Consider the following 19,022-nt stretch of genomic DNA (forward strand, 5'->3'; position numbering starts at 1 on the left):
GAAGTTTTTTGAGCAATTTTTGCTGGAGACGGAAAGGAGAAAGTGATGGCTACACGGATGATGCAACGGAACAATCTCGCGGATGCTTTTGTGCAGGTCAACGATGAACCAACGAACGCCGCCCTGAAAGCCGCGCGGGAACAGATTGGGGACGCGGAATGGAAGAAGGGGTACTCCCCGGAGAACAAGGCGATCGTCCGCGACGCTCTGAAGGAACATGGGGCACGGTACGAACAGGCGCTGAAAGGCAATCTGGTGGGTGTGCAGGTCGCGGAAACGCAGGCCAATGGGGAGACCTTCAGGAAGCTGCGTGTCACGCTGGAGAACGAAGCCGGCAGGACCATCCTGTCGGCGGACATGGGCTCCGAGTTTGCTCAGCGGCTGATCACCAAGCTCGACACAGCGACGCGGGAACACGCCGGAGGCGCAATCAGCATTGGCGCCTTTGCCAAGCAGACGGAGCGGGATGATCGGACTTTCGTGGATCATGTGGCCACCATGAAGGGCCCTGACGGGCAGGAAGTTCCGGCTACTTCCGGGCACTTCGAGAAGGCCAGGGAGCGGGTGGAGGCGGCGCAAAGGCCGATGCTGGATGCCGGTATGAAGGACAGGAAGATTCTGAACCAGATCGCCGCCAGCACCCGGGAGAGCTACTTCGCCGAGGTTGCCGCTGGTCTGTCCGAGCGGATGGTGGAGCAAGGGATTACGCCGAAAACCGTAGCGAACGAGCGGGGAGCCTTGCAGACGGCAGCCTTGCAGGCGGCAGCCTTCCCGGCGCTGGAGTCCGGCATCAAGGACCGTGACGGAGTCTGGCACAACCTGTCCATCTATGAAAAAGATGGGCAGTTGACGGGGACCTTGCAGCGGCGCGATGTCCAGACGGGGGACTACGAAAAGGCGCCTGTGGTGTTTGAGCCGGATGGTAAGGGCGGGCTGGCGGCGTTGGCAGCGTATGACGGCGGCGAGAAATTGACCGTCAGCCTCTCCCGTTCGGAACCGACCCTGGGTGGCCATGAAAAGGTGGATGTGCGGGTCTCTTCCGGAGACCAGCAGATTCACGAACACCCTGGGCGTCTGCGGGCCAACGACGCGCTGCAGAAGATCCCGGATCATCGGGAGGGCAAGGCCATCGAGCAGGCTTTGGGCGTGGACCCGAAGATGCTCAACCCGGTACCAACGCGTGAGGCCCAAAGGGCTCCCGCTAAAGCACAAGAGAAGCAGCATTCCCAAGGAGTGCAGCTATGAGTCTGGCGGAAGAACTGCTGGAGTGGGCCGAGGAAGAGCTGGAGCGCGGCGACGCCGCGCATCGGGAGCGGGTTGCGCTGATCCTCGCGCAACTCCGTGAACTGCCCGACCCCGAATCGCTGCCGGTCGGGTCCACCCAGCGATTTCTCGCACAACGGCGTGTGGACAAACTGGCCGAGAGCGCCGAAGAGCTGGGTTTTGAAACGCCCGGCAAGGCGCTGAAAAAGGAGATCGGCAAACAGATTGCCGGTCATGCCCTGGGCATAGAACTGTAAGGAGGCGTGATGTTCGGATTTTTCAAGGCCCTGACGGGGTTCCGTCACACCCTTGCAGGGTGCAAAACCCTTGCAGGAAGCGAATCCACGAAGGGGAAAGGCCAGTGCAATCTGTGGATTGGCGGTCATCCGGATCATCTGCGTCCGGTGGACGATTCCCAGGGGCTGGGCGGGTATCAGCTGGCCATCGAGGCGCTGATTCGTGATGAATCACCCGAGGTGATTTATCTTCTCTCGGAAACCGGAGACCTGTCCGTGGTCCGCAAGAGTCTGGAGTACCTTTCCCGAATCGGCGGGCAGGTCGGCGTTGCCGATCAGCTTCCCGATGAGAAAGTGGCCGCCATTTTTGGTGTCGATGTCCGGTCATACCAGTCCGCCGTTGTGAATCCGCAGGGGGATGCGGCGGCCTATGGTTGAGGCAATTTCGCGCGGAGGTCACATGGCAGCACAATTAGATCACCTTTTGTCCTACGGCCCTATGGATGTAGTGGCCAGCAATGATGAGAAGAACCCAGGGCTTCACATCGTCCACATGGATGCGGAAAACCGCGCGTTCATTCCCCAGGATGACCCACTGCATCGGGAAATCCGGAACCTCATTGAAAAAAACCCGCATAGCAAAGGCTTTGTGGCCAACCAGATCCACGCACGTCTGGAGCAGGAGGGGTGCTGGGATGGGCCGGGGTTGCACCCTGCGAAGGGGCATGATGCCGAGGGCCTGAGTTTCACCCCATCCCTGAACCCGGAGCAGGAGAAGGGCGAGGCCCTGAATGTCGGAGAGACTCTGGCCCAGGGGACTGCAGGGCCAGAGATTGTGGAACCCGCACAGCCGGCGCCTGAAAAATCGGTTGAAGCGGAAATCGCGGACGCGACCGGGAAAAAGCCCGATCAGGAACCGCAGCAAAAGACGATAACGGAACCCGACCCCCTTGCGGATTGGCCAGGGACATCCCAGAAGTCCCCGGAGCCGCTCATGCCGCCGGAGAAGCTACGATTCGAGCGCAAGAATCCGCCGGAAGTCCTCTTCGCCAATCCCAAAGGCAAGCCCTATGTGCTGGATCATGGCGACAAGGTGACGGTGACGAACCGCGCGATGCTGGGCTTGGGGCATGAAGCGGCGGAGAAGCGGCGAAAAGCGGTCGAGGTTGGCCTGAAAGCCGCCGTGGACCGATTTGGGGAGCCGGTGCGTTTTCATGGCAATCGTGCCTTCCTGGAAGAGACGGTGAAGGTTGCCCTGGAGCCTGGCAGTCCCATGGCCCGGGACATCTACGAACGGGCGATCAAGGAGCATGGGAATCAGCTTGGAACGCCGAAGGACGCCACCCTGCCAAGGACTGCACCCTGCCAAGGGTTGCCCCATATCGGGCGCCGGAGAAGAAGCGGGAAGTGGAAAACGGCAAAGGCATCGGGCTCTGAGGCCGGTTATCCCTCCGTGCGCTGATCTATACCCTGTCGATGCTCCTGATGACAGGAATGGCCATGGATGAACTGGACGAAATCGCACAACTGGAGGCGGCAGGTCAGAAGCTGATGGCCGAACCCATCTCCGCGCTGCGAAAACGGGAGGCGGCAGAGGCAAAGCGGGCGTCCATCGCGGACTCCGTCCATGTCGAAGCCCTGCTCGCCGAGATCCGTGATCGCCTGGATCTCCTGTTGCAGGCGAATGGCTCCTCGCAGGGTGCCAACGCCTCGCAGGGTGCCAACCCGTCGCAGGGGAGCCTTCCTGAAACCCCGCCGGTTCCCGACACGTCGGTTCCCACAGCCGAGGAAACCGATGAACTCCGGAAAGCGTTTCCGCATGAGGACGCAGGCCCGCCAGTGGCAGCCCTGCCGGGCGCAGCCCTGCCGGCAACGGCCTCCGCGAACATCATGATTTCCGACCCGGATATGACACGGTTGCTGGCCACCGTGGAGGACCGGGTGACCCGTCATGCGCTGACGCACCATTCTTCGGTCGTCGTCCTGCTGGGGTGGGCAATGGCCCTGCTGGCGGCGGGTCTGGGCATGGGATACGGCTACATCGTCGGGTCTGGCCGGTACCCATTCTGGGGTCAGACCACCCATGCCAGTGTTCTTTCCAGAATGGCCGCCGCGGTTCTCGGTGCCCCGGTTGGGGTGGTCCTGTTACCCATCGCGGGGGCGATCCTCTGGGAGGCGAGCAAGGAAGCCCGCGATGAGAAATACCAAGCGATATGGAGACTGGCGGCTATCGGGGTATTTCTCGCCGGCATTCTGCTTCCCCTGTTTTCACTGTTCTGATGAATCCCAAAACATCACCCAGCCAAACCCGGAAGGGGCGATTTCTCTCCTCTACCGAAACGCTGGATGATCAGCTTTCTCCGGACGGTTCTCCACGTGGACACCATCGCGCAGTCGCATCTCGTGTTCACAACAAGGTGCATCGAGTAAGGGGGAAACAGGGATCCGGGGCTGTACGCTCCCTGATCAGGCGTCTGCTTCCCCATGCCGGGAGCAATTTCTACAAGGCCCCGTCGTCCCGAGGGCCGGCGTTGCAGCATGCCGGGCGTCGCTGCACGGTAAAGGTGACCTATGTGCGGAGCAAGGGGCCGGATCAGTGGCAGGCCCACGGCAAGTACCTGAGCCGCGAGGGCGCGCAGCAGGACGGCGAGAAAGGCGAGGGCTTTGACCGGGATTCCGATAGCGTCAACCTATCGTCGCTTCTGTCTTCCTGGCAGGAGGAAAACGATCCACACCTGTTCAAGGTCATTCTGGCACCCGAAGATCCACTGCGGCCAGAGGCCCTGCGGGATATGACGCGCCGATTCAATGCGCGCATCCAGCGGCAGATCGGGCGGGATTATGAGTGGGCGGCCATCGACCACCACAACACCAGCCACCCCCATGTTCACCTGCTGATTCGTGGCAAGGGCAAGCTCGAACTGGAGCCGGATATGATTCGCCGGGGGATGCGCGCCGCCGCCCAGGAGATTCTCACGGAAAGCCTGGGATATCGCAGCGAACGGGAAATTCAGGCGGCGCGGGAGCGGGAACTGGATCAGCGGCGTTTCACCGCCCTGGATCGGGGAATTCTCGACAAGGCGACATCCGCGCCGCAAGGCGGCCGCCTGCAAGGCTATTCACTGGTCGATGAGTCGCCTCCCAACCTATTGAATGACAAAGAGCGCGAAAACCGACGACTCCGGCTCGCCCGACTGGAAAAGCTCGTGGAAATTGGTGTGGCCGACAAGATCGGGCCGAATCTCTGGCGACTGGAGCCTGGTTGGGACAAGGCCCTCAAGGAGCTCCAGATATTGCAGACCCGGACGAAGATGCTGGCTGAGGCGCGTGCCTTGATGACGGAGCCCCGCTGCCCGCCACAGGTCACGAAGATCCGGGCAGGCGACCGTCTGGTGGGGCGTGTGCTGGGTACGGGACTGGATGAGCAATATGACCGCAGCTTCGTGCTCATCGAGGGCGTCGATAACCGGGCGCACATCGTCTACCAGACGGGATCGATAGAGAAAGCCAGAGGAAGGCAGGATCTGGGCCTTCGGCATCTCGTCGCCCTCACCGGCCTCGACCGTGGCGTTGCCGTCAAGGACTACGGCATCGAGATCCCGGACCAGGGCTGGAAACGGACAGAGATTCCCGAAGCGGCACTGGATGACCAACTGGCGCATGAACGACGGAATCCACCCAAGGAAATGATGGACCCGACTACCGGCTTTGCGGCGGAATGGCATCGCCGGCTGCTGGATCGGCGCAAGCAAAAAGAGAAAGAATGGGCACTACAGAAAAAACGGGCCCGGGAACAGGCAAAGCCGCAGCGGGGATCGGAGATCGAGTAGAGATTTGGGAGCGGGAATGGACAAGATTGGGGATTTTGCGTTCAGTGTGTTGGTATACTCTTGCTGCTGGATCATATTCAGGAAGCGAAAGACGGTGGATTTTTTCGTGCGGTGAGCTACTGGATCAGCCTTGGTGCGGAAAGCCGTGAAGGCAGTGCCGAAGATCGTGTTTTGTGATACCTGTCCGAAGTATATGACCCCGGTATCTCTTTGCCCTGGGTGAGCCGCCTGCTGGCTGGCTTGGGGTTAGTCGGTTGCGTGGCGGCGCTAATCATACTGGTCAACGGGCTCTGCTCCCTCTATCTCATGTCAGCTCCACTTTCGCGGTATTGGATCGGTTGGTTTGAAATGGCCATGCTCATCGGTGTCCTTCTGCCTATTTGGTGATATTTTCTGGAAAATGGCGGGACACGGTCAATCAGCGGCGACTCGGTGCTGATTGCAGGATTTTTGGCAATCTTGATCGAGCGGCCGCAGTAGCCTATGGGTTGCGAAACAAATATCCAGACGCATCCGATGTACCTACCACCTGGGTCTGCTTCCGCCGACGGCAAAGCTCTTGATGGCGCCGCTCAGGTAAGGCCAGAATGAATCGCAGAGCCTGTCCGTTTGCTCAAGGTTAGTCGCCTAGTCAGGCCACCGGGATCACGACACGCCGGCCGGTGGACGACGAAATATATGCTATACTTCAAGGTGATATTTATAAGGACTTGTTGTGGTATGGTATTGATAGTTTAAATTGTTCTTCTGCTTGGTAGATTATAAGTTTTGCTTCATTAATAAACATAACCAATACGATGCTGTGCGGGTGTTAGAGATAGAACCAAATATTGCTACAATACAGACCAAGGAGATATGAGATGACACCTTTGATTCACATAGTGCTGGTCCTGATCGTGGTTGGCGTCCTTCTCTGGCTCGTCAATAACTATATACCCATGGCATCTTCCATTAAGTCAATACTGAATCTGGTCGTGGTCGTTGTTGTGATTTTATGGCTGCTAAGCGTCTTTGGGATTTTTAGTCTTCCCTCCAGATAAAGCCAGCGAGGTGCTACTGTGGATGATCTCATCATAAGCATGAACTACGGGCGTGCGGTGGACATCATGCGCGCAAATAGCCCATTGGATTTGTTAACTCGCTTGGGGACAAGTCTGCAGGACAAAGCTCAGGACATGGTGATGTTCTGGCGTAAAAAACTTTTCAGGAAGGATGTCGTGGGGGTATTAATGGGGCTATATTGTGCTGTTATGGGTCTGGCTTATTCCCAGTTCGCTGCAGCGCAAATCATCAGTGATCCTGCAGACGCCTGTAGCTTTCTGGCACGTAATGTCTTGCCAGTGAACACCTCAGAGCAACAAGCCGTACAGAATACCGAGGCGTTGGAGCCCGTTCCCACACCTGTGCCGGTATATCTGGATCCTCCCGAGATCATCGCGCGTGTTGCGCACATACCAGGCGCGCCTTATCTTACGGCCGTTAGCGGTAACACCATACGCTGTGTCGCGGTAGCGCCGCAGTGGCTATTACCCCTGTCTACGCCAGAACGCACCTGGCTCATTCTCGTGGGTATCGCCAACAGTCAGGATCCGCACACTTACCATCTGTTGGTGCTCGCGGCCGGCAATCAACTGCCCGGATGGCTCTCCGGACTTACCGACTGGTTTGGCAAGCGTGCAGCCCACCAAGCCATCCTGCGCTCAGAGACGCAGGCTACGATCTGGTTGGCGCAGGATCATGGGGGTGCCATGGGCATCGCCAGCCATGCGATACTCATGTTGGGCAGGGTGCCAACTTTTGCCACGAACCCCTGGTTGCCATCGCTCGTGGAACAACTTGCGGCCATCGGGAAAGCGTTCACAGCTCCAGGTTAAGAGGTGGCAAGTATCGAAACTTTCAGTGGTCAGTGACCGTTTCCGCTGTAATGTGCTGCACGACCGGTTGGGCGAAAGAACCAGCCCGCACAGCCTGCGCGAGCTCCGCAGTCTTGCCCACCCGAGTTCGACAGTTCATCGGCAAAAATCGTCAATTTCGTAACGCCGCCCCAGCATTCATAGGGGTTTCAGCGCCTATTTTCTAAAACTTCTGTGGTGGCACGTTTTATTACTTAGTCTCTTTTATTGACATGCCTATGAACGCTGATAAAGCTGCGGCATGCATGTGAAGATAACCACCTCCGGCAGTCGCCGCTATGTCCAGCTTGTGGAGTCCTACCGGGATAATGCCGGAAAGGTCAAAAAGCGCAAAAATTCAGCCTAAACCCTGGTCAAAATTGGACGCTGTTAGGTGGTCAATTTTCGACGCTGATTGACAGGGATCGATAAAGAAAGCCCGTGGACGGCAGGATCTGGGTCTTCGGCATCTCGTCGCCCTCACCGGCCTCGACCGCGGCGTTGCCGTCAAGGACTATGGCATCGAGATCCCGGACCAGGGCTGGAAACGGACGGAGATTCCCGAAGCGGCACTGGATGATCAACTGGCGCATGAATGACGGAACCCGCCCAAGGAAATGCTGGACCCCACTACCGGTTTCGCGGCGGCGTGGCACAGACGGCTCCTGGAGCGGCGCAAGCAAAAAGAGAAAGAACGGGCACTACAGAAAAAACGGGCCCGGGAACAGGCAAAGCCGCAGCGGGGATCGGAGATCGAGTAGAGATTTGGGAGCGGGAATGGACAAAATTGGGGACTTCGCGTTCAGTGTGTTGGTATACACTTGCTACTGGATCAGCCTTGGCGTGGAAAGGCGTCAAGGCAGTGCCGAAGATCGTGTTTTGTGATACCTGTCCGAAGTATATGGCTCCGTGATTTCGATACCCTGGGTGAACTACCTGCTGGCGGGCTTCGGGATGGTTGTACGGTAACTGAGCGGCGTACTCCTCACAACCGGACCCAGCGGCTTGACAGGTGTATAATTTGGGATACACTCCTCCACATGATCAGCATCAAAAACGACGGCGACTTTTGATCGCTGGCTCCATGGCCTGCGGGATCGCAGGGCGAGGGCGCGCGTTCGGGTGCGAATCGATCGCATGGAGTTGGCCCATTTTTGGCGACTGCGAACCCGTCGGAGAGGGCGTATCCGAGATGCGTATCCATTACGGTCCCGGCTATCGGGTGTACTTCAAGCGGTTTGGCCTGGAACTCGTCGTGCTTCTGGCCGGAGGCGACAAATCCACGCAATCGGCCGACATTGCCCTAGCATTGAAGTTGGCACGACAACTGGAGGGGTGAATCATGGAAAAATTGGAATTGCACACATGGGACAGTGCCGAGCACCTGAAAACCGAAGAGGACATCGCGGCTTATCTCGACGCCTGTTTTGAAGAGGCGGGGGATGACGCGGCCTTCATCGCCAGGGCGCTGGGTACCGTTGCCCGCGCGCGCGGCATGACCCGGCTGGCCCATGACGCCGGCATGGGCAGGGAAAGCCTCTACAAAGCCCTTTCCGGAGAAGGCAACCCCAGTTTTGCCACCATTCTCAAGGTAGCCAAAGCCTTGGGTGTGCGCATTCGCGCCGAAGCTCTGCACGTCTGACCGGATCATTGCTGGAGTCATTCCGGCATCCTGTCAGCGGCTTATCGCATCCAATCCTCTGCCACAGGTGGTTTTTGCAGTCATAGTGTCACCACCACGTCGTCGGCGTTGATCTCGCTGGGCCTTTCGATCCGCCCGGACTACGCCGCATTGGAAGCTGGAAAATCGTTTTTGTTTGCCTACGGATTTCTGGTGCTCTCTTCCCTGTATGCTGCGCATACAGCGCCTCGCTTTTTGGAGACGGTAATTTTGGCGTTATCACTCTATTTCGTGCCAGTCGTATTTCAAGGGGTACTTGCCGCCTTTAGCGAATGGAGTCAGAAACGAGACGATCTCATGGCCTACCCGATGTCTGTTTTTTTGCGGGATATCCGAATCCTCGAAAATCAATGAAAACTATTTTCCTTTGATCCTAAAAAAAGCAGTTAAGGTCCGGCAAGTGCCGGAAAAGTCCCCGGCGGTGACCATGGTGATCGCGTAATTTGCGCAACGATGTAGCTCACGAGGAGGTCCCAGGGCTGGTGTTCCAGGAACTGCTCCGCAGTCTCCCGAACTATCCGCAACCCTCTACGGATATTCTCAATTCCGCGCTCCACCTTTTTCTGCGCGGCATGCATGGGTGTCAGAAAAAGATGAATCTGTCCAGCGTGTTTGGTGCTGCGACCTATAGCGGAGAGCAGCAATGGACGACTGGTGATGGCTTCTCTCCGTGACCCCGGAAAAGCCAGTCGGGAATACCAGCTCCACCAGTTGTAGACCAGCCCCACGGCACGCGCGGAGAGCCGACAACGGGCCAGATCACGAGTGGTGTACCCGCCCCATCCCCACTGGTTCTTGAGTTCGTCAAAACCGTTCTCCGCATCGGCCCGGTCGCGGTACAACTGCGCGATACTCAGAATGCCTTCTTGGATATCCGTCACCAGTACGGCGTATTCGTAGACCTTGGTCTGGCGACGGTCCACGAAAGCAAATTCCAGCTGGCCTTGATGTTCCTGGGTGGCGATTAGATGGTCTTTGAGTAGGCGACGGAGAATGACTACCCGGCGGCTCTGCTGCCACCCGGCCAGTTGAATCGTGTCTTCGCGGCCTTCCCAGCCTTGTCCTGCATCCGCCCAGTCACGGCGGGTAAATTCCCGCTGTAACAGGCGCTTGACCCGGGGCGATTGACGCAATTTGAAGAGATAGGACTGCTGCCGCGCTTCCATCTCGCGGATAACCGCATCATTGCCAAAGCCACAGTCGCCACGGACCAGATAAGGACGCTGTTCGGCACTCAGGGTGTCCAGTACGCGGTTCAGCCCCGGTTGGGCATGGTTGGAGGCCGTGGTGTTGCCGGCTGTCACTTCTACATCCAGCAATAGCCGCAGATTACCGACCCAGTACGCATGATAGGCATGGGATGGACGCCCCGGTTTGTGCGGATTGTAGCCTACTTCAGCCCCTTGCTGATGCCCGAATAACGTTTTGATGGTGGTGTCGATATCAAGAATCCAAGGCGTGTCACAGGCTGCCTTTGCGCTTTTGAACAAGTGCTTGCGCATCCATTCGGTGCCTTCGCCTTCGGGGATTTTACCCAGCGCCCGGCGCAGGGCGTCTTCGCTGACGATCTTGCTCATCCCCAGAATCTGCGGACTGACACCATCACTGCGTAATCCAGTGACATGTGCATAGCGTCGGTGACCCGCCAGTATGGAGAGATCCCAAGTGCCCAATACATCGCGCTTCTTGGGTGCGTTGGGGCTGTTATAGATCAAGGGACATTCTTCTACCCAAGCATCAAACAAACCACTGACTTTCTGAAACTCGGCAAAGAACACCAACTGGCCAAAGGGAGTGGCTGCCGATTCCTTATCCCAGGATACCTGAACACGACCGCCCATCGTATCCACAATCATGCTCTGTATAGCCTCAGGAATGGGCTTTTGGGGCCGCTTAGTGCGTTCACCCATTGGGTGAGCCTCCAACACAGGGGAAAAATCAATCCTATCAGAGGAATCCTGCCAAATCAGCAGGGGTAACTGCCGAATTTAGGTTGATTGAGGGGCGGGCTTTCGTTCGCATAGGATCCCAGCGCAGATCCCTTTGCGCATGGCCCCAGTATCCGCCCCGCCGAATCTGCTGCTCCCTGGGGCAGCTATCGTCTCCGCGCCCGATCTATACCCAAATGGAATAATAGCGATAGGGATAGATTCATGGCACTGCACATCACGGTAAAGATCAAGCTCACGGGCACCTATGCCGACAAGGTGCGGGTCGAAGCGGCATCCCGGCGCATGTCTTTGGCGGCCCTGACCGCCGAGTATGCCATGCGCGGGCTCGATGCAGAGGCGCAAGACGGCAGCGAACTGGCCGGTTTTGAGCGCCGGATTGCTGCAACCATACTGGCGTCCAGAAGTGACCTCGAAGCCGTCCAGGCCGAGCTCGACACGGTGGCCGCGATGCTCGACACCTTCGTCAAGCTCATGCTGGTTCACCTGCCGGAACCGGGCACGGAGAAGGAAGCGACCCAGGCTTCCGCACTGGCCCGGTATGAACGATTCATCCAGCAGGTCGGCATGGCCTTCGAGGGCGATAGGCCGCAGGCCCTGAAAAAGATCGGAGAGCTGATTCAGCAGCGGATCGGGACGGCGGAGGAAAATCAGTGAATATCCACGCGCACGATCAGCAGGAACAGCAGGCCCATGCCCGCCGGATCGAGCAGATGCGGCGCATTCTGGGGGCGGAGATCGCCGCCCTCTTCGATGACACTGGCGTCGTCGAGATCATGGCCAACCCCGACGGACGGGTCTTTGTCGAGCGTCTGGGGTCGGGAATCTCCCCCCTGGGCGAGATCGATGCGAGCCGTGTCCAGTCGCTGTTAGGGCTCATGGCCGACTACCTGCATACCACGGTGAGCCGTGACCGGCCCATCGTCGAGGGGGCCATGCCCATCGAGTTCCTGCGCAGCCGCTTTGCCGGCGCGATCCCGCCCATGGTGGAGGGCGCGTCTTTCAGTATCCGCCTGCCGGCCCGTTCGGTGTACACACTCGATCAGTACGTTGAGGCGGGCATCATCACGGCGGCGCAGCTGGACACCCTCTCCGATGCCGTGCTTTCCCGCAATAATATCCTGGTGAGCGGTGGCACAGGATCCGGCAAGACCACCCTGGCCAACGCCATCATCGACCGGATCTCCAAACTATCCGATATCGGCACCCGCATTGTGATCATCGAAGATACCCGGGAGCTCCAATGCACCGCTCCCAACGTCGTCCAGTTCCTGACCGACGATGATGCGGGCATCGACATGACGCGCCTCTTAAAGCTCACGCTGCGCTATCGGCCCGACCGCATACTGGTAGGCGAGGTCCGCGACAAGGCGGCCCTGGCGCTGCTCAAAGCCTGGAACACGGGACATCCGGGCGGCATCGCCACCCTGCACGCCAACAACCCCGAAGCGGCCTTGTTGCGTCTCGACCAGCTCTGCCAGGAAGCGGGTGTTCCCGCGCAGCAGACGCTGATCCATGAGGCGGTGGATATCGTTTTGCAAATTGCCCGTGATTCGAATCATCCCGCTGGTCGCAGGATTTCGGCCATCCTCGATGTGAAAAGTGGGGAGGTGCGGCAATGAAATATCATCCTTTTGATTCTGGGTATACCAAAACCCGGCGATCTATACCCGCGCAAGGACAAATGCGTGTCCGTCCACGAAAGGGTGTTCACATGAAAAAGCGGTTGAAGGCAATATTCTCCGGGGTTCGCAAGGTCAGCGCCGCGGGCCTCATGGTCCTGGCCCCCGGCGTAGCGCTGGCGTCCACATCCGGCGGTGTGTTTTCTCCCATTGCGGGGCCGCTGAATACGGTCCTGACGGGTATGCAGGATTTGGGCGGACTGGTCGCCGCTGGCGGCTTCGTCGCGACGGGACTTTCCTGGTGGCATGGCGGCGAACACAAAAAGGCCATGATGATTGGCATGGGTGCGACGGTCGGGGGCATTGCCATGGCCAATGCGAAATCGCTCGCCACCAGCATCACCGGCGGCGCCACGATGGGCCATGTGGGCATCCTGGGCCTCGCCGCATCGCACGCCCTGCACGTCGTGGGGCTCTAAGCCATGGCGGCGGAGCTTACCCGCCGTCTCCCGCTCCACCCCTCCCTGACCAGGCCCATGCTCGTCGCGGGGGGTGAGCGGGAGGCCACATTTGCCCTTTGGTTCGTCTGTCTCTCTATACCGGTTCTGGTCTCTCTCTGGTTCATCCCGGTGGGTCTCATCGTCGGCGGAGTGGGGCAGTCGTTTCTGCGAACACTCGCAAAACACGACCCGCAATCCTTTGGCGTCGTGCGTCGCCACTGGAGCCAGCAATCCGTCTACCTGGGCGGGGCCAGCGCTTATGCACCAGTCCAATACAAGGCCCCCAAAGAACAGACGCAAAGTGCCGCGTCTGGCGGCCTACTCAAAGCCCTGTCGAAACTCCTGAGGAAGAAGAAATAATGCGCTCCCTGAAACAGTACCGCGATCAGGCCCTGGGCCTTCCCGATCTATTGAACATCGCTTTTCTGGTGGATGGCTGGCAGACGGATGCCGGGGAAATGGCCATCGCCCTGCAAAAAGACGGGAGCTTTCTGGCGGGGTTCCGCTATGACGGGCCTGATCTCGAGAGCCAGTCCACGCAGGATCTGGAGGCGCTCTCGGCCACCTGGAACAACGCCATCGCCCGGCTGGGCACAGACTGGGGTGTGCATGTCACGGCGATTCGCGAGCCGGCCGACGGCTATATCGACGAATCGGAGTGCGCCTTTCGCGACCCGGTGTCGCGCCTCATCGAGGCCGAGAGGCGGGCGCAGTTTGGATCGGAAACCCATCACTTTGTGAGCCGTTATGCCATCACCATCGCCTGGCGAACGCCCATCGATGCGGAAGTACAATTGGTACAGTCCATGATCCAAAAGAAAGCTGGTAAACAATCCGGGCAGCTGGCCGATGCGGCATTCCGGGATACGCTGGCCCGCTACCGGCAGGTGATCGAAGTTATCCTGGGCATTTTCAGGCACGGGTACCGGGTGAAGGCCATGGATGCCGATGCCCTGCTCACCCATATCCATGAGTGCCTGACCGGCGCCACGCATCGCGTCAATGCACCCCGGATTCCGGCGTATCTGGATGCCCTCATCGGGCATCATGATTTTGTGGGCGGTCTGGAGCCGTCCATGGACGGGGAAGAGATCCGTGTCGTAACGGTTCTGGGCTATCCCAGCATGACCTTCCCCGAGATGCTGGAGAACCTGCATAGCCTGCCCATTCCCCTACGCTACACGCTCCGCTTCCTGCCCCTCGATCCGCCGGATGCGGTGGCGGACATGGCGAAGATCCGGGATCGCTGGTTTGGCTCCCGGGCCAACATGAAATCCCTGCTTACGGAGAAGATGACGGGCGAAGCCCAGGGACAGTTGTCCGCCGACGATACGGTGGTGAACCTCGCCTATGACGCCAAGCAGGCCGTCAATGAGGCGCGGGAGGGTGCTGTGAAGTTTGGCAACTTCACACTATCCGTCGTGCTGCGTTCCGCCGATGAAAAAATGCTCGCGAATCGGATCAAGGCGATCAAGACCTTCTTCGACAATGCGGGCTATGTCGCCCACCTGGAAACGACCAATACGGTGGAAGCGTTCCTGGGCAGCATCCCGGGTCATCTCTATGAGAACATCCGCCGGCCACTGATGCACTCGCTGAATGTTGCGGATTTCGCGCCCAAGACGGAAATCTGGGCCGGTGAAGCGCGTTGCCCGAGTCCGCTGATGAATCTGTCTGACGGCCGTAAAGCCCCGCCCTTGCTGTACGCGGCGACCACGGGCAATACGCCATACCGACTGAATCTCCATGTCGGCGATCTGGGGCACAGCCTGATTGCCGGCATGACCGGGGGCGGAAAGAGTACACTCCTGGCCCTGTTGGCCGCGCAATGGCAACGTTATCCCGACAGCCGGGTGATCGCCTTCGACAAGGGCATGAGTCTCTACGCCCTCACGGAAGCCATGGGTGGGCAGCATTATGATCTGAACGGCCCGACCTCCGATCTGTTTTTTGCACCCCTGCAGCACGTTGATGATCCGGCCGAGGCGGCTTTTGCGGCCGACTGGGTGGAGGCGCTGGCCGTCCTGCAGGGGATGACGGTCACGTCCACGGAGCGCTCTGCCATTCGGGATGCCGTGCATGGCCTGGCCCGGGAATCCGGGCGCTCGCTCACCGCGCTGGTCCAGATGATCCAGAACCGGGGGATCAAGGATGCTCTGCAGTATTACACCCTGACCGGGCAAACGGGGAAGCTGCTTGATGCCGAGAGTGACGGGCTTTCGATGGCCGATGCCAGCATGATCACTTTCGAGATGAGTCACCTGATGAACGGCAGTCCGGCGGAGCACCGGGTAACGGTTCCGGTACTGCTGTATCTGTTTCACCGGATTGAGCAGATGCTGGATGGACGGCCCACCCTCATTCTGCTCGACGAGGCCTGGACCTTTCTGGACAACGAGCTGTTTCTGGCGAAGTTGCGGCAATGGCTAAAGGAACTGCGGAAGAAGAATGCCGCCGTCGTTTTTGCCACGCAGTCGCTGAATGATCTCAAGAACAGCCCGCTGCTTCCGGTCCTGAAGGAATCCTGCCCGACGAAAATCTTCCTGCCCAACCGGGCTGCCACCAGTCCGGACCTCAAGCCCCTGTATATCGACATGGGGCTGAATGATCGGCAAATCGAGCTGGTGGCGGCGTCCACGCCGAAGCAGGACTACTACCTGTCCACCCCAGAGGGGCAGCGCCGGATACAGTTTGGCATGGGGCCGGTCACCCTGGCTTTTTGCGGTGTCTCCGATCCGCGTGAGGTCAAGCGGGTAGCGGAGCTCAAGACGCAGCACGGCGATCGCTGGCCGATCGCCTGGCTGAAAGAGCGGCTGTCACCCAGCATCCGGGATGGTTGGGTGCGCTATGCGGAGTCCCTTTACCAGGGAGAACGGGCATGAAAAAGCAGATCGGTGTGGCGGTTCTTGGGTCCCTGTTTGCGGCCTTGCCAGTTTTTGCGGTGGGCGGCGATTCCGCGACGATAGCGCAGTTGCAGGCGGAGAACGCCGCGATCACCGCTGGAAACCTTTCGGTGAACCCGCTGGCAGAGCGGACGCAATTGGTGAAGGCATTGGGGTACGACATGGGCCAGATCAGCAACTACATGGTCCCCATAAACGGCGACGTGGCGAATTTCGCAGCAAAGGCCAATGCGTTGGCGCAATCGCTATCGCAGTAAAGCCATAGGCATCTCTACCCAGTCCTGATCTATACCCATGGAGTCCGGATGATTGCGCCTGGATCGGCGCAGGGAGGTTTTCGATGAGCATCCAAAGCAAGGCAGTCATGCTGAGCGTGAGCCTCGCTCTATTGCCGGCGCCCGCCTTTGCCGTCAGTGAAGTGGCCGGTGCCACTTTCCCCGAACAGATCGTCCAGGAAGCGACGTCTGTTCAGCAGTTGGCGAAGCAGGCGCAGGAGGTAACGACACAGATCAGCATGTACGCCAACGATATCGAGCGCTATCAGAACATGGTGACCAATACCCTGAACATGCCGGCGGCCATGTATGCCCAGATCTGGAATCCGCTGGTGGGATCCATTCAGAAACTGACCAGCATTTATAGCCAGGCACAGGCGCTGGGCTACGCCGGGCAGAATATCGGCGCTGAACTCGCGCAGGAGTATCAGGGGGCTGGCAGCTCCATCCAGAATCTGTCCTCCGTCTATGCCAACTGGAACCAGACGACCAACACCGACATGGAAGACGCTCTGGAGTCCCAGCACCTGGCGGCGCAGAACTTCGCGACACAGGATGCATCGATGCAGACGATCCAGAATGAAGCGCAGACAGCTCAAGGCCGGGAGCAGGTGGCCGCTGCCGCCGTGGCTGCGGCCAACGTCACCACCAAGTCGATCCAGCAACTGGAGCAGATCACCATGGCTGGCGAGGACGCGCAGATCGCTTATCTGAAGCAGAAGAAGGCGGAAAAGAACGTGACTGCGCAAGAAGCGGCAGACGGACTCTTTTCCGGTGGCACGAACAACCCCAGCCTTTTGCCTTGAAGGAGATGATGATGAAAAAAGCGCTATTGCTCGCAGCGATGGGCGTCATGCTGGCCGGTTGCGCACACCAGCCTGTGTACACCGCGCAGTATTACCGGACCCACAAGGCAGCGCTCAAAAAGGAAATCGCCTTCTGCGCGAAGGCGGAAAAGGTTTCCGATAGTGAGGCGAAGAACTGCCGGATGGCGCAGGCGGTACAATCGGATGAAGAGGCGGCAAATGGGCTCTTCTCCGGCGGTACGAACAACCCCGCATTGCTGCCGTAAGGAGCGACCAGGCTTATGCGTGGACACCGCAGGTTTCCGTGGATCATGGGCATGCTTCTGGGTGCCGTCCCCGGCATTTCGTTCGCAGCGGGTTCGGGATCGTTGAGTCAGGTACAAAGCCTTTTGCGAGGCAAAATTCTTCCTTGGCAAAGTGTCATGCAAACGGCGGCCACGGATCTGTTCTACGTCCTGGCGGCGGTCGAGTTCTCCGTCCTGTTTCTGAACCATGTTCTGCAAAAGCGTGGGCACGAAGATCTCTTTGCCGGTATCATCAAGAAGGTGGTGACGCTGGGGTTTTTTCTGACCCTGCTCGACAACTCCGAGACCTGGATTCCCGACATCATCAATGGTCTGGCCGGTGGAGCGCACGCGCTCGGAGTGACGGCCGTGACGCCCGGGCAGATCGCGACGGAGGCTCTTCAGGCATTTCTCGGGATCGTGCTGTCTCCAATAGCTGCCGCCACCCACAACCTGGGTAATACCTTCAGCGACATTTTCAGTGGTAATTTCTCTGCGGCTTTTTCTTCTGCGGGAAAAGCGGTCGCCAGCAGCAACCCGGCATCGCTCCTGGTAGAGACCCTCCTGGCGGGGATCATTGGTCTGCTGGCAGGGATGGGCATTCTGGTCATGGCCCTGGAGTTCCTGATGGTCCAGATCGAGAGTTACCTGGTGATCGCCCTGGGCGTGATCATGCTGGCCGGCGGCGGGCTGCGCTGGACGGCCAAGTATGTCGGCAGTTATTTCGATTACGCCATCAACGTGGGTGTCCGTCTTTTTATCCTGACCGCGCTGGCGTATCTGGTGACCTACAGCATCGTGCCGCTGATCCAGACGATCCTGGAGAATGTCACGAATCCTTTGCAGGCTGGATTCGAGGTGCTTATTCTGGGTGCCCTCATCGCCCTGTTGCCCCGCAAAGCATCCAGCATTGCCAGTAGCCTTCTGTCCGGTAACTCATCCTTCTCCGGCGGAGAACTGGCTAAGGAAGGCGGGATGATCGCCGGTGGCACGGTAGCACTGGGAGCGGCTGGCGTGGGCCTGGCCGCCGCTGCGGGCGGGGGGCTCGCCGCTGGTGGATTATCCGCAGCGGCGGGTGCTGGAGGCGGTGCTGCCGGAGGCGCTGCCAGCCTTGCAGGCGGCCTTACCGGGGCGGCTGGCGCGGGAGAAACCGGCGCGGCGGCTGGTGTGGCGGCACCGGAAGCTGGGGCGATGTCCGCAGGCGGTGGCGCGAGTTCCGGCGCGAGCGCAGGGAACGCCGTACCGGCCCCCGGCATGGGCGGTTCGGCGGGTGGTGAGGCGCCCCAGGCAGCCAGGGCTGTGCAGGCCCCAGCGCCGATTACGCAATCCACTGGCCAGCAAAACCCATCCAAGGGTGTCGAGGCGCCGAGCCAGGAAACTGGAAAGGAAGCGGGCCAGGATAAGCGGAAGGATGAGGAAATGAGCGCAAGCGAACCCTTCGCAGGGGGCAAACCCCATCCCGATGCGCCGCCCGTCCCGGTCAATGCGGTTCCGGCTCCTGAGCCCGTCAGTACGCCTTCTGGCGGTGGCGGTCAGGGAAGCACGGCGGCTCCGGCTCCGAGCGCGCCCGCAAGTGGCGGTGCCACGATGGACGATGTGGTCGAGCAGCTGAAGCAGATGCAGGGGCAGCCGAAGGCGGCAGTGGATAAGCTGAAAGATGGGTTTATTGATAGAGCGAAAAGTCATGTGGAGGGTGTCGCAACAGGGAACTCGAGAGATGTGCCTTCAGGCGGAAAAATCTCTACCGACCACATGAGGGACTTCGATTGATGGATTTCTTG

General features: G+C 59.3%; 22 protein-coding genes. 20 read left to right on the forward strand and 2 right to left on the reverse strand.

Annotated features, from left to right (window positions below; genetic code table 11):
• Positions 1-45 precede the first annotated feature (45 nt).
• The 8 genes from AFERRID_RS12020 to AFERRID_RS12055 all read left to right on the forward strand — a co-directional run bounded on the left by AFERRID_RS12020 (position 46) and on the right by AFERRID_RS12055 (position 7,203).
• A complete protein-coding gene (locus tag AFERRID_RS12020; protein ID WP_126605290.1) occupies positions 46-1,245 on the forward strand; it encodes a hypothetical protein in 1,200 nt (399 codons plus the stop codon).
• Positions 1,242-1,520 carry a hypothetical protein gene (locus tag AFERRID_RS12025; protein WP_126605291.1) on the forward strand — a complete coding sequence of 93 codons (279 nt, stop codon included), beginning with the start codon at positions 1,242-1,244 and terminating at the stop codon, positions 1,518-1,520. The genes AFERRID_RS12020 and AFERRID_RS12025 overlap by 4 nt, the downstream gene beginning before the upstream one ends.
• Before the next feature lie 9 nt (positions 1,521-1,529).
• Positions 1,530-1,937 (forward strand): hypothetical protein, encoded by a 408-nt coding sequence (locus AFERRID_RS12030; protein ID WP_126605292.1) that lies wholly within the window; start codon positions 1,530-1,532, stop codon positions 1,935-1,937.
• A 22-nt stretch (positions 1,938-1,959) separates the two neighbouring features.
• A complete protein-coding gene (locus AFERRID_RS12035) occupies positions 1,960-2,961 on the forward strand; it encodes an LPD7 domain-containing protein (RefSeq protein WP_226832975.1) in 1,002 nt (333 codons plus the stop codon).
• A 38-nt stretch (positions 2,962-2,999) separates the two neighbouring features.
• Positions 3,000-3,779: a hypothetical protein gene (locus AFERRID_RS12040; protein ID WP_126605293.1), complete on the forward strand. Its 780-nt coding sequence runs from the start codon at positions 3,000-3,002 to the stop codon at positions 3,777-3,779.
• A complete protein-coding gene (locus tag AFERRID_RS12045; RefSeq protein WP_126605294.1) occupies positions 3,779-5,329 on the forward strand; it encodes a DUF3363 domain-containing protein in 1,551 nt (516 codons plus the stop codon). The genes AFERRID_RS12040 and AFERRID_RS12045 overlap by 1 nt, the downstream gene beginning before the upstream one ends.
• A gap of 860 nt (positions 5,330-6,189) precedes the next feature.
• Complete coding sequence (locus tag AFERRID_RS16110; protein ID WP_009569006.1) at positions 6,190-6,369, forward strand: Thivi_2564 family membrane protein; 180 nt, start codon at positions 6,190-6,192, stop codon at positions 6,367-6,369.
• 18 nt (positions 6,370-6,387) lie between these two features.
• Entirely contained in the window at positions 6,388-7,203 is an 816-nt protein-coding gene (locus AFERRID_RS12055; RefSeq protein ID WP_232027562.1) for a hypothetical protein, read from the forward strand.
• 416 nt (positions 7,204-7,619) lie between these two features.
• Here the strand turns inward: AFERRID_RS12055 and AFERRID_RS12065 are convergent, their stop codons facing one another.
• The gene (locus AFERRID_RS12065; RefSeq protein ID WP_232027564.1) at positions 7,620-7,877 is read right to left on the reverse strand and encodes a hypothetical protein; all 258 of its coding nucleotides are present in this window, start codon (positions 7,875-7,877) and stop codon (positions 7,620-7,622) included.
• Between the two features lie 536 nt (positions 7,878-8,413).
• Here AFERRID_RS12065 and AFERRID_RS16375 point away from each other — a divergent pair.
• From AFERRID_RS16375 to AFERRID_RS12080, 3 genes are all read left to right on the forward strand, one after another.
• Entirely contained in the window at positions 8,414-8,560 is a 147-nt protein-coding gene (locus AFERRID_RS16375) for a type II toxin-antitoxin system RelE/ParE family toxin (RefSeq protein ID WP_012536654.1), read from the forward strand.
• Positions 8,561-8,563: 3 nt separating this feature from the next.
• On the forward strand, positions 8,564-8,863 hold the full coding sequence (locus AFERRID_RS12075; RefSeq protein ID WP_012536655.1) for an addiction module antidote protein: 300 nt from the start codon (positions 8,564-8,566) through the stop codon (positions 8,861-8,863).
• 108 nt (positions 8,864-8,971) lie between these two features.
• Positions 8,972-9,256 (forward strand): hypothetical protein, encoded by a 285-nt coding sequence (locus tag AFERRID_RS12080; protein WP_126605296.1) that lies wholly within the window; start codon positions 8,972-8,974, stop codon positions 9,254-9,256.
• A gap of 32 nt (positions 9,257-9,288) precedes the next feature.
• Here the strand turns inward: AFERRID_RS12080 and AFERRID_RS12085 are convergent, their stop codons facing one another.
• On the reverse strand, positions 9,289-10,812 hold the full coding sequence (locus AFERRID_RS12085) for a transposase (protein WP_226833168.1): 1,524 nt from the start codon (positions 10,810-10,812) through the stop codon (positions 9,289-9,291).
• 243 nt (positions 10,813-11,055) lie between these two features.
• On the opposite strand from AFERRID_RS12085, the gene AFERRID_RS12090 reads away from it, so the two are divergent.
• The 9 genes from AFERRID_RS12090 (at position 11,056) to trbL (ending at position 19,011) form a co-directional block, all read left to right on the forward strand.
• Positions 11,056-11,508: a hypothetical protein gene (locus AFERRID_RS12090; RefSeq protein WP_126605297.1), complete on the forward strand. Its 453-nt coding sequence runs from the start codon at positions 11,056-11,058 to the stop codon at positions 11,506-11,508.
• A complete protein-coding gene (gene trbB / locus AFERRID_RS12095) occupies positions 11,505-12,473 on the forward strand; it encodes a P-type conjugative transfer ATPase TrbB (RefSeq protein WP_126605298.1) in 969 nt (322 codons plus the stop codon). Before AFERRID_RS12090 ends, trbB begins: the two co-directional genes overlap by 4 nt.
• A 92-nt stretch (positions 12,474-12,565) precedes the next feature.
• Positions 12,566-12,952 carry a TrbC/VirB2 family protein gene (locus AFERRID_RS12100; RefSeq protein WP_126605299.1) on the forward strand — a complete coding sequence of 129 codons (387 nt, stop codon included), beginning with the start codon at positions 12,566-12,568 and terminating at the stop codon, positions 12,950-12,952.
• 3 nt (positions 12,953-12,955) lie between these two features.
• On the forward strand, positions 12,956-13,333 hold the full coding sequence (locus AFERRID_RS12105) for a VirB3 family type IV secretion system protein (protein ID WP_126605300.1): 378 nt from the start codon (positions 12,956-12,958) through the stop codon (positions 13,331-13,333).
• The gene (locus tag AFERRID_RS12110; RefSeq protein WP_126605301.1) at positions 13,333-15,855 is read left to right on the forward strand and encodes a VirB4 family type IV secretion/conjugal transfer ATPase; all 2,523 of its coding nucleotides are present in this window, start codon (positions 13,333-13,335) and stop codon (positions 15,853-15,855) included. The genes AFERRID_RS12105 and AFERRID_RS12110 overlap by 1 nt, the downstream gene beginning before the upstream one ends.
• Entirely contained in the window at positions 15,852-16,133 is a 282-nt protein-coding gene (locus AFERRID_RS12115) for a hypothetical protein (RefSeq protein WP_126605302.1), read from the forward strand. Before AFERRID_RS12110 ends, AFERRID_RS12115 begins: the two co-directional genes overlap by 4 nt.
• Positions 16,134-16,216: 83 nt before the next feature.
• Complete coding sequence (gene trbJ, locus AFERRID_RS12120; protein ID WP_126605303.1) at positions 16,217-16,957, forward strand: P-type conjugative transfer protein TrbJ; 741 nt, start codon at positions 16,217-16,219, stop codon at positions 16,955-16,957.
• A gap of 5 nt (positions 16,958-16,962) precedes the next feature.
• Complete coding sequence (locus AFERRID_RS12125) at positions 16,963-17,223, forward strand: EexN family lipoprotein (RefSeq protein ID WP_226858156.1); 261 nt, start codon at positions 16,963-16,965, stop codon at positions 17,221-17,223.
• A 15-nt stretch (positions 17,224-17,238) separates the two neighbouring features.
• Entirely contained in the window at positions 17,239-19,011 is a 1,773-nt protein-coding gene (gene trbL / locus AFERRID_RS12130) for a P-type conjugative transfer protein TrbL (protein WP_226832976.1), read from the forward strand.
• Positions 19,012-19,022 lie beyond the last annotated feature (11 nt).

It is taken from the genome of Acidithiobacillus ferridurans (assembly GCF_003966655.1).
In the GTDB taxonomy this organism is placed as follows: Bacteria; Pseudomonadota; Gammaproteobacteria; order Acidithiobacillales; family Acidithiobacillaceae; genus Acidithiobacillus; species Acidithiobacillus ferridurans.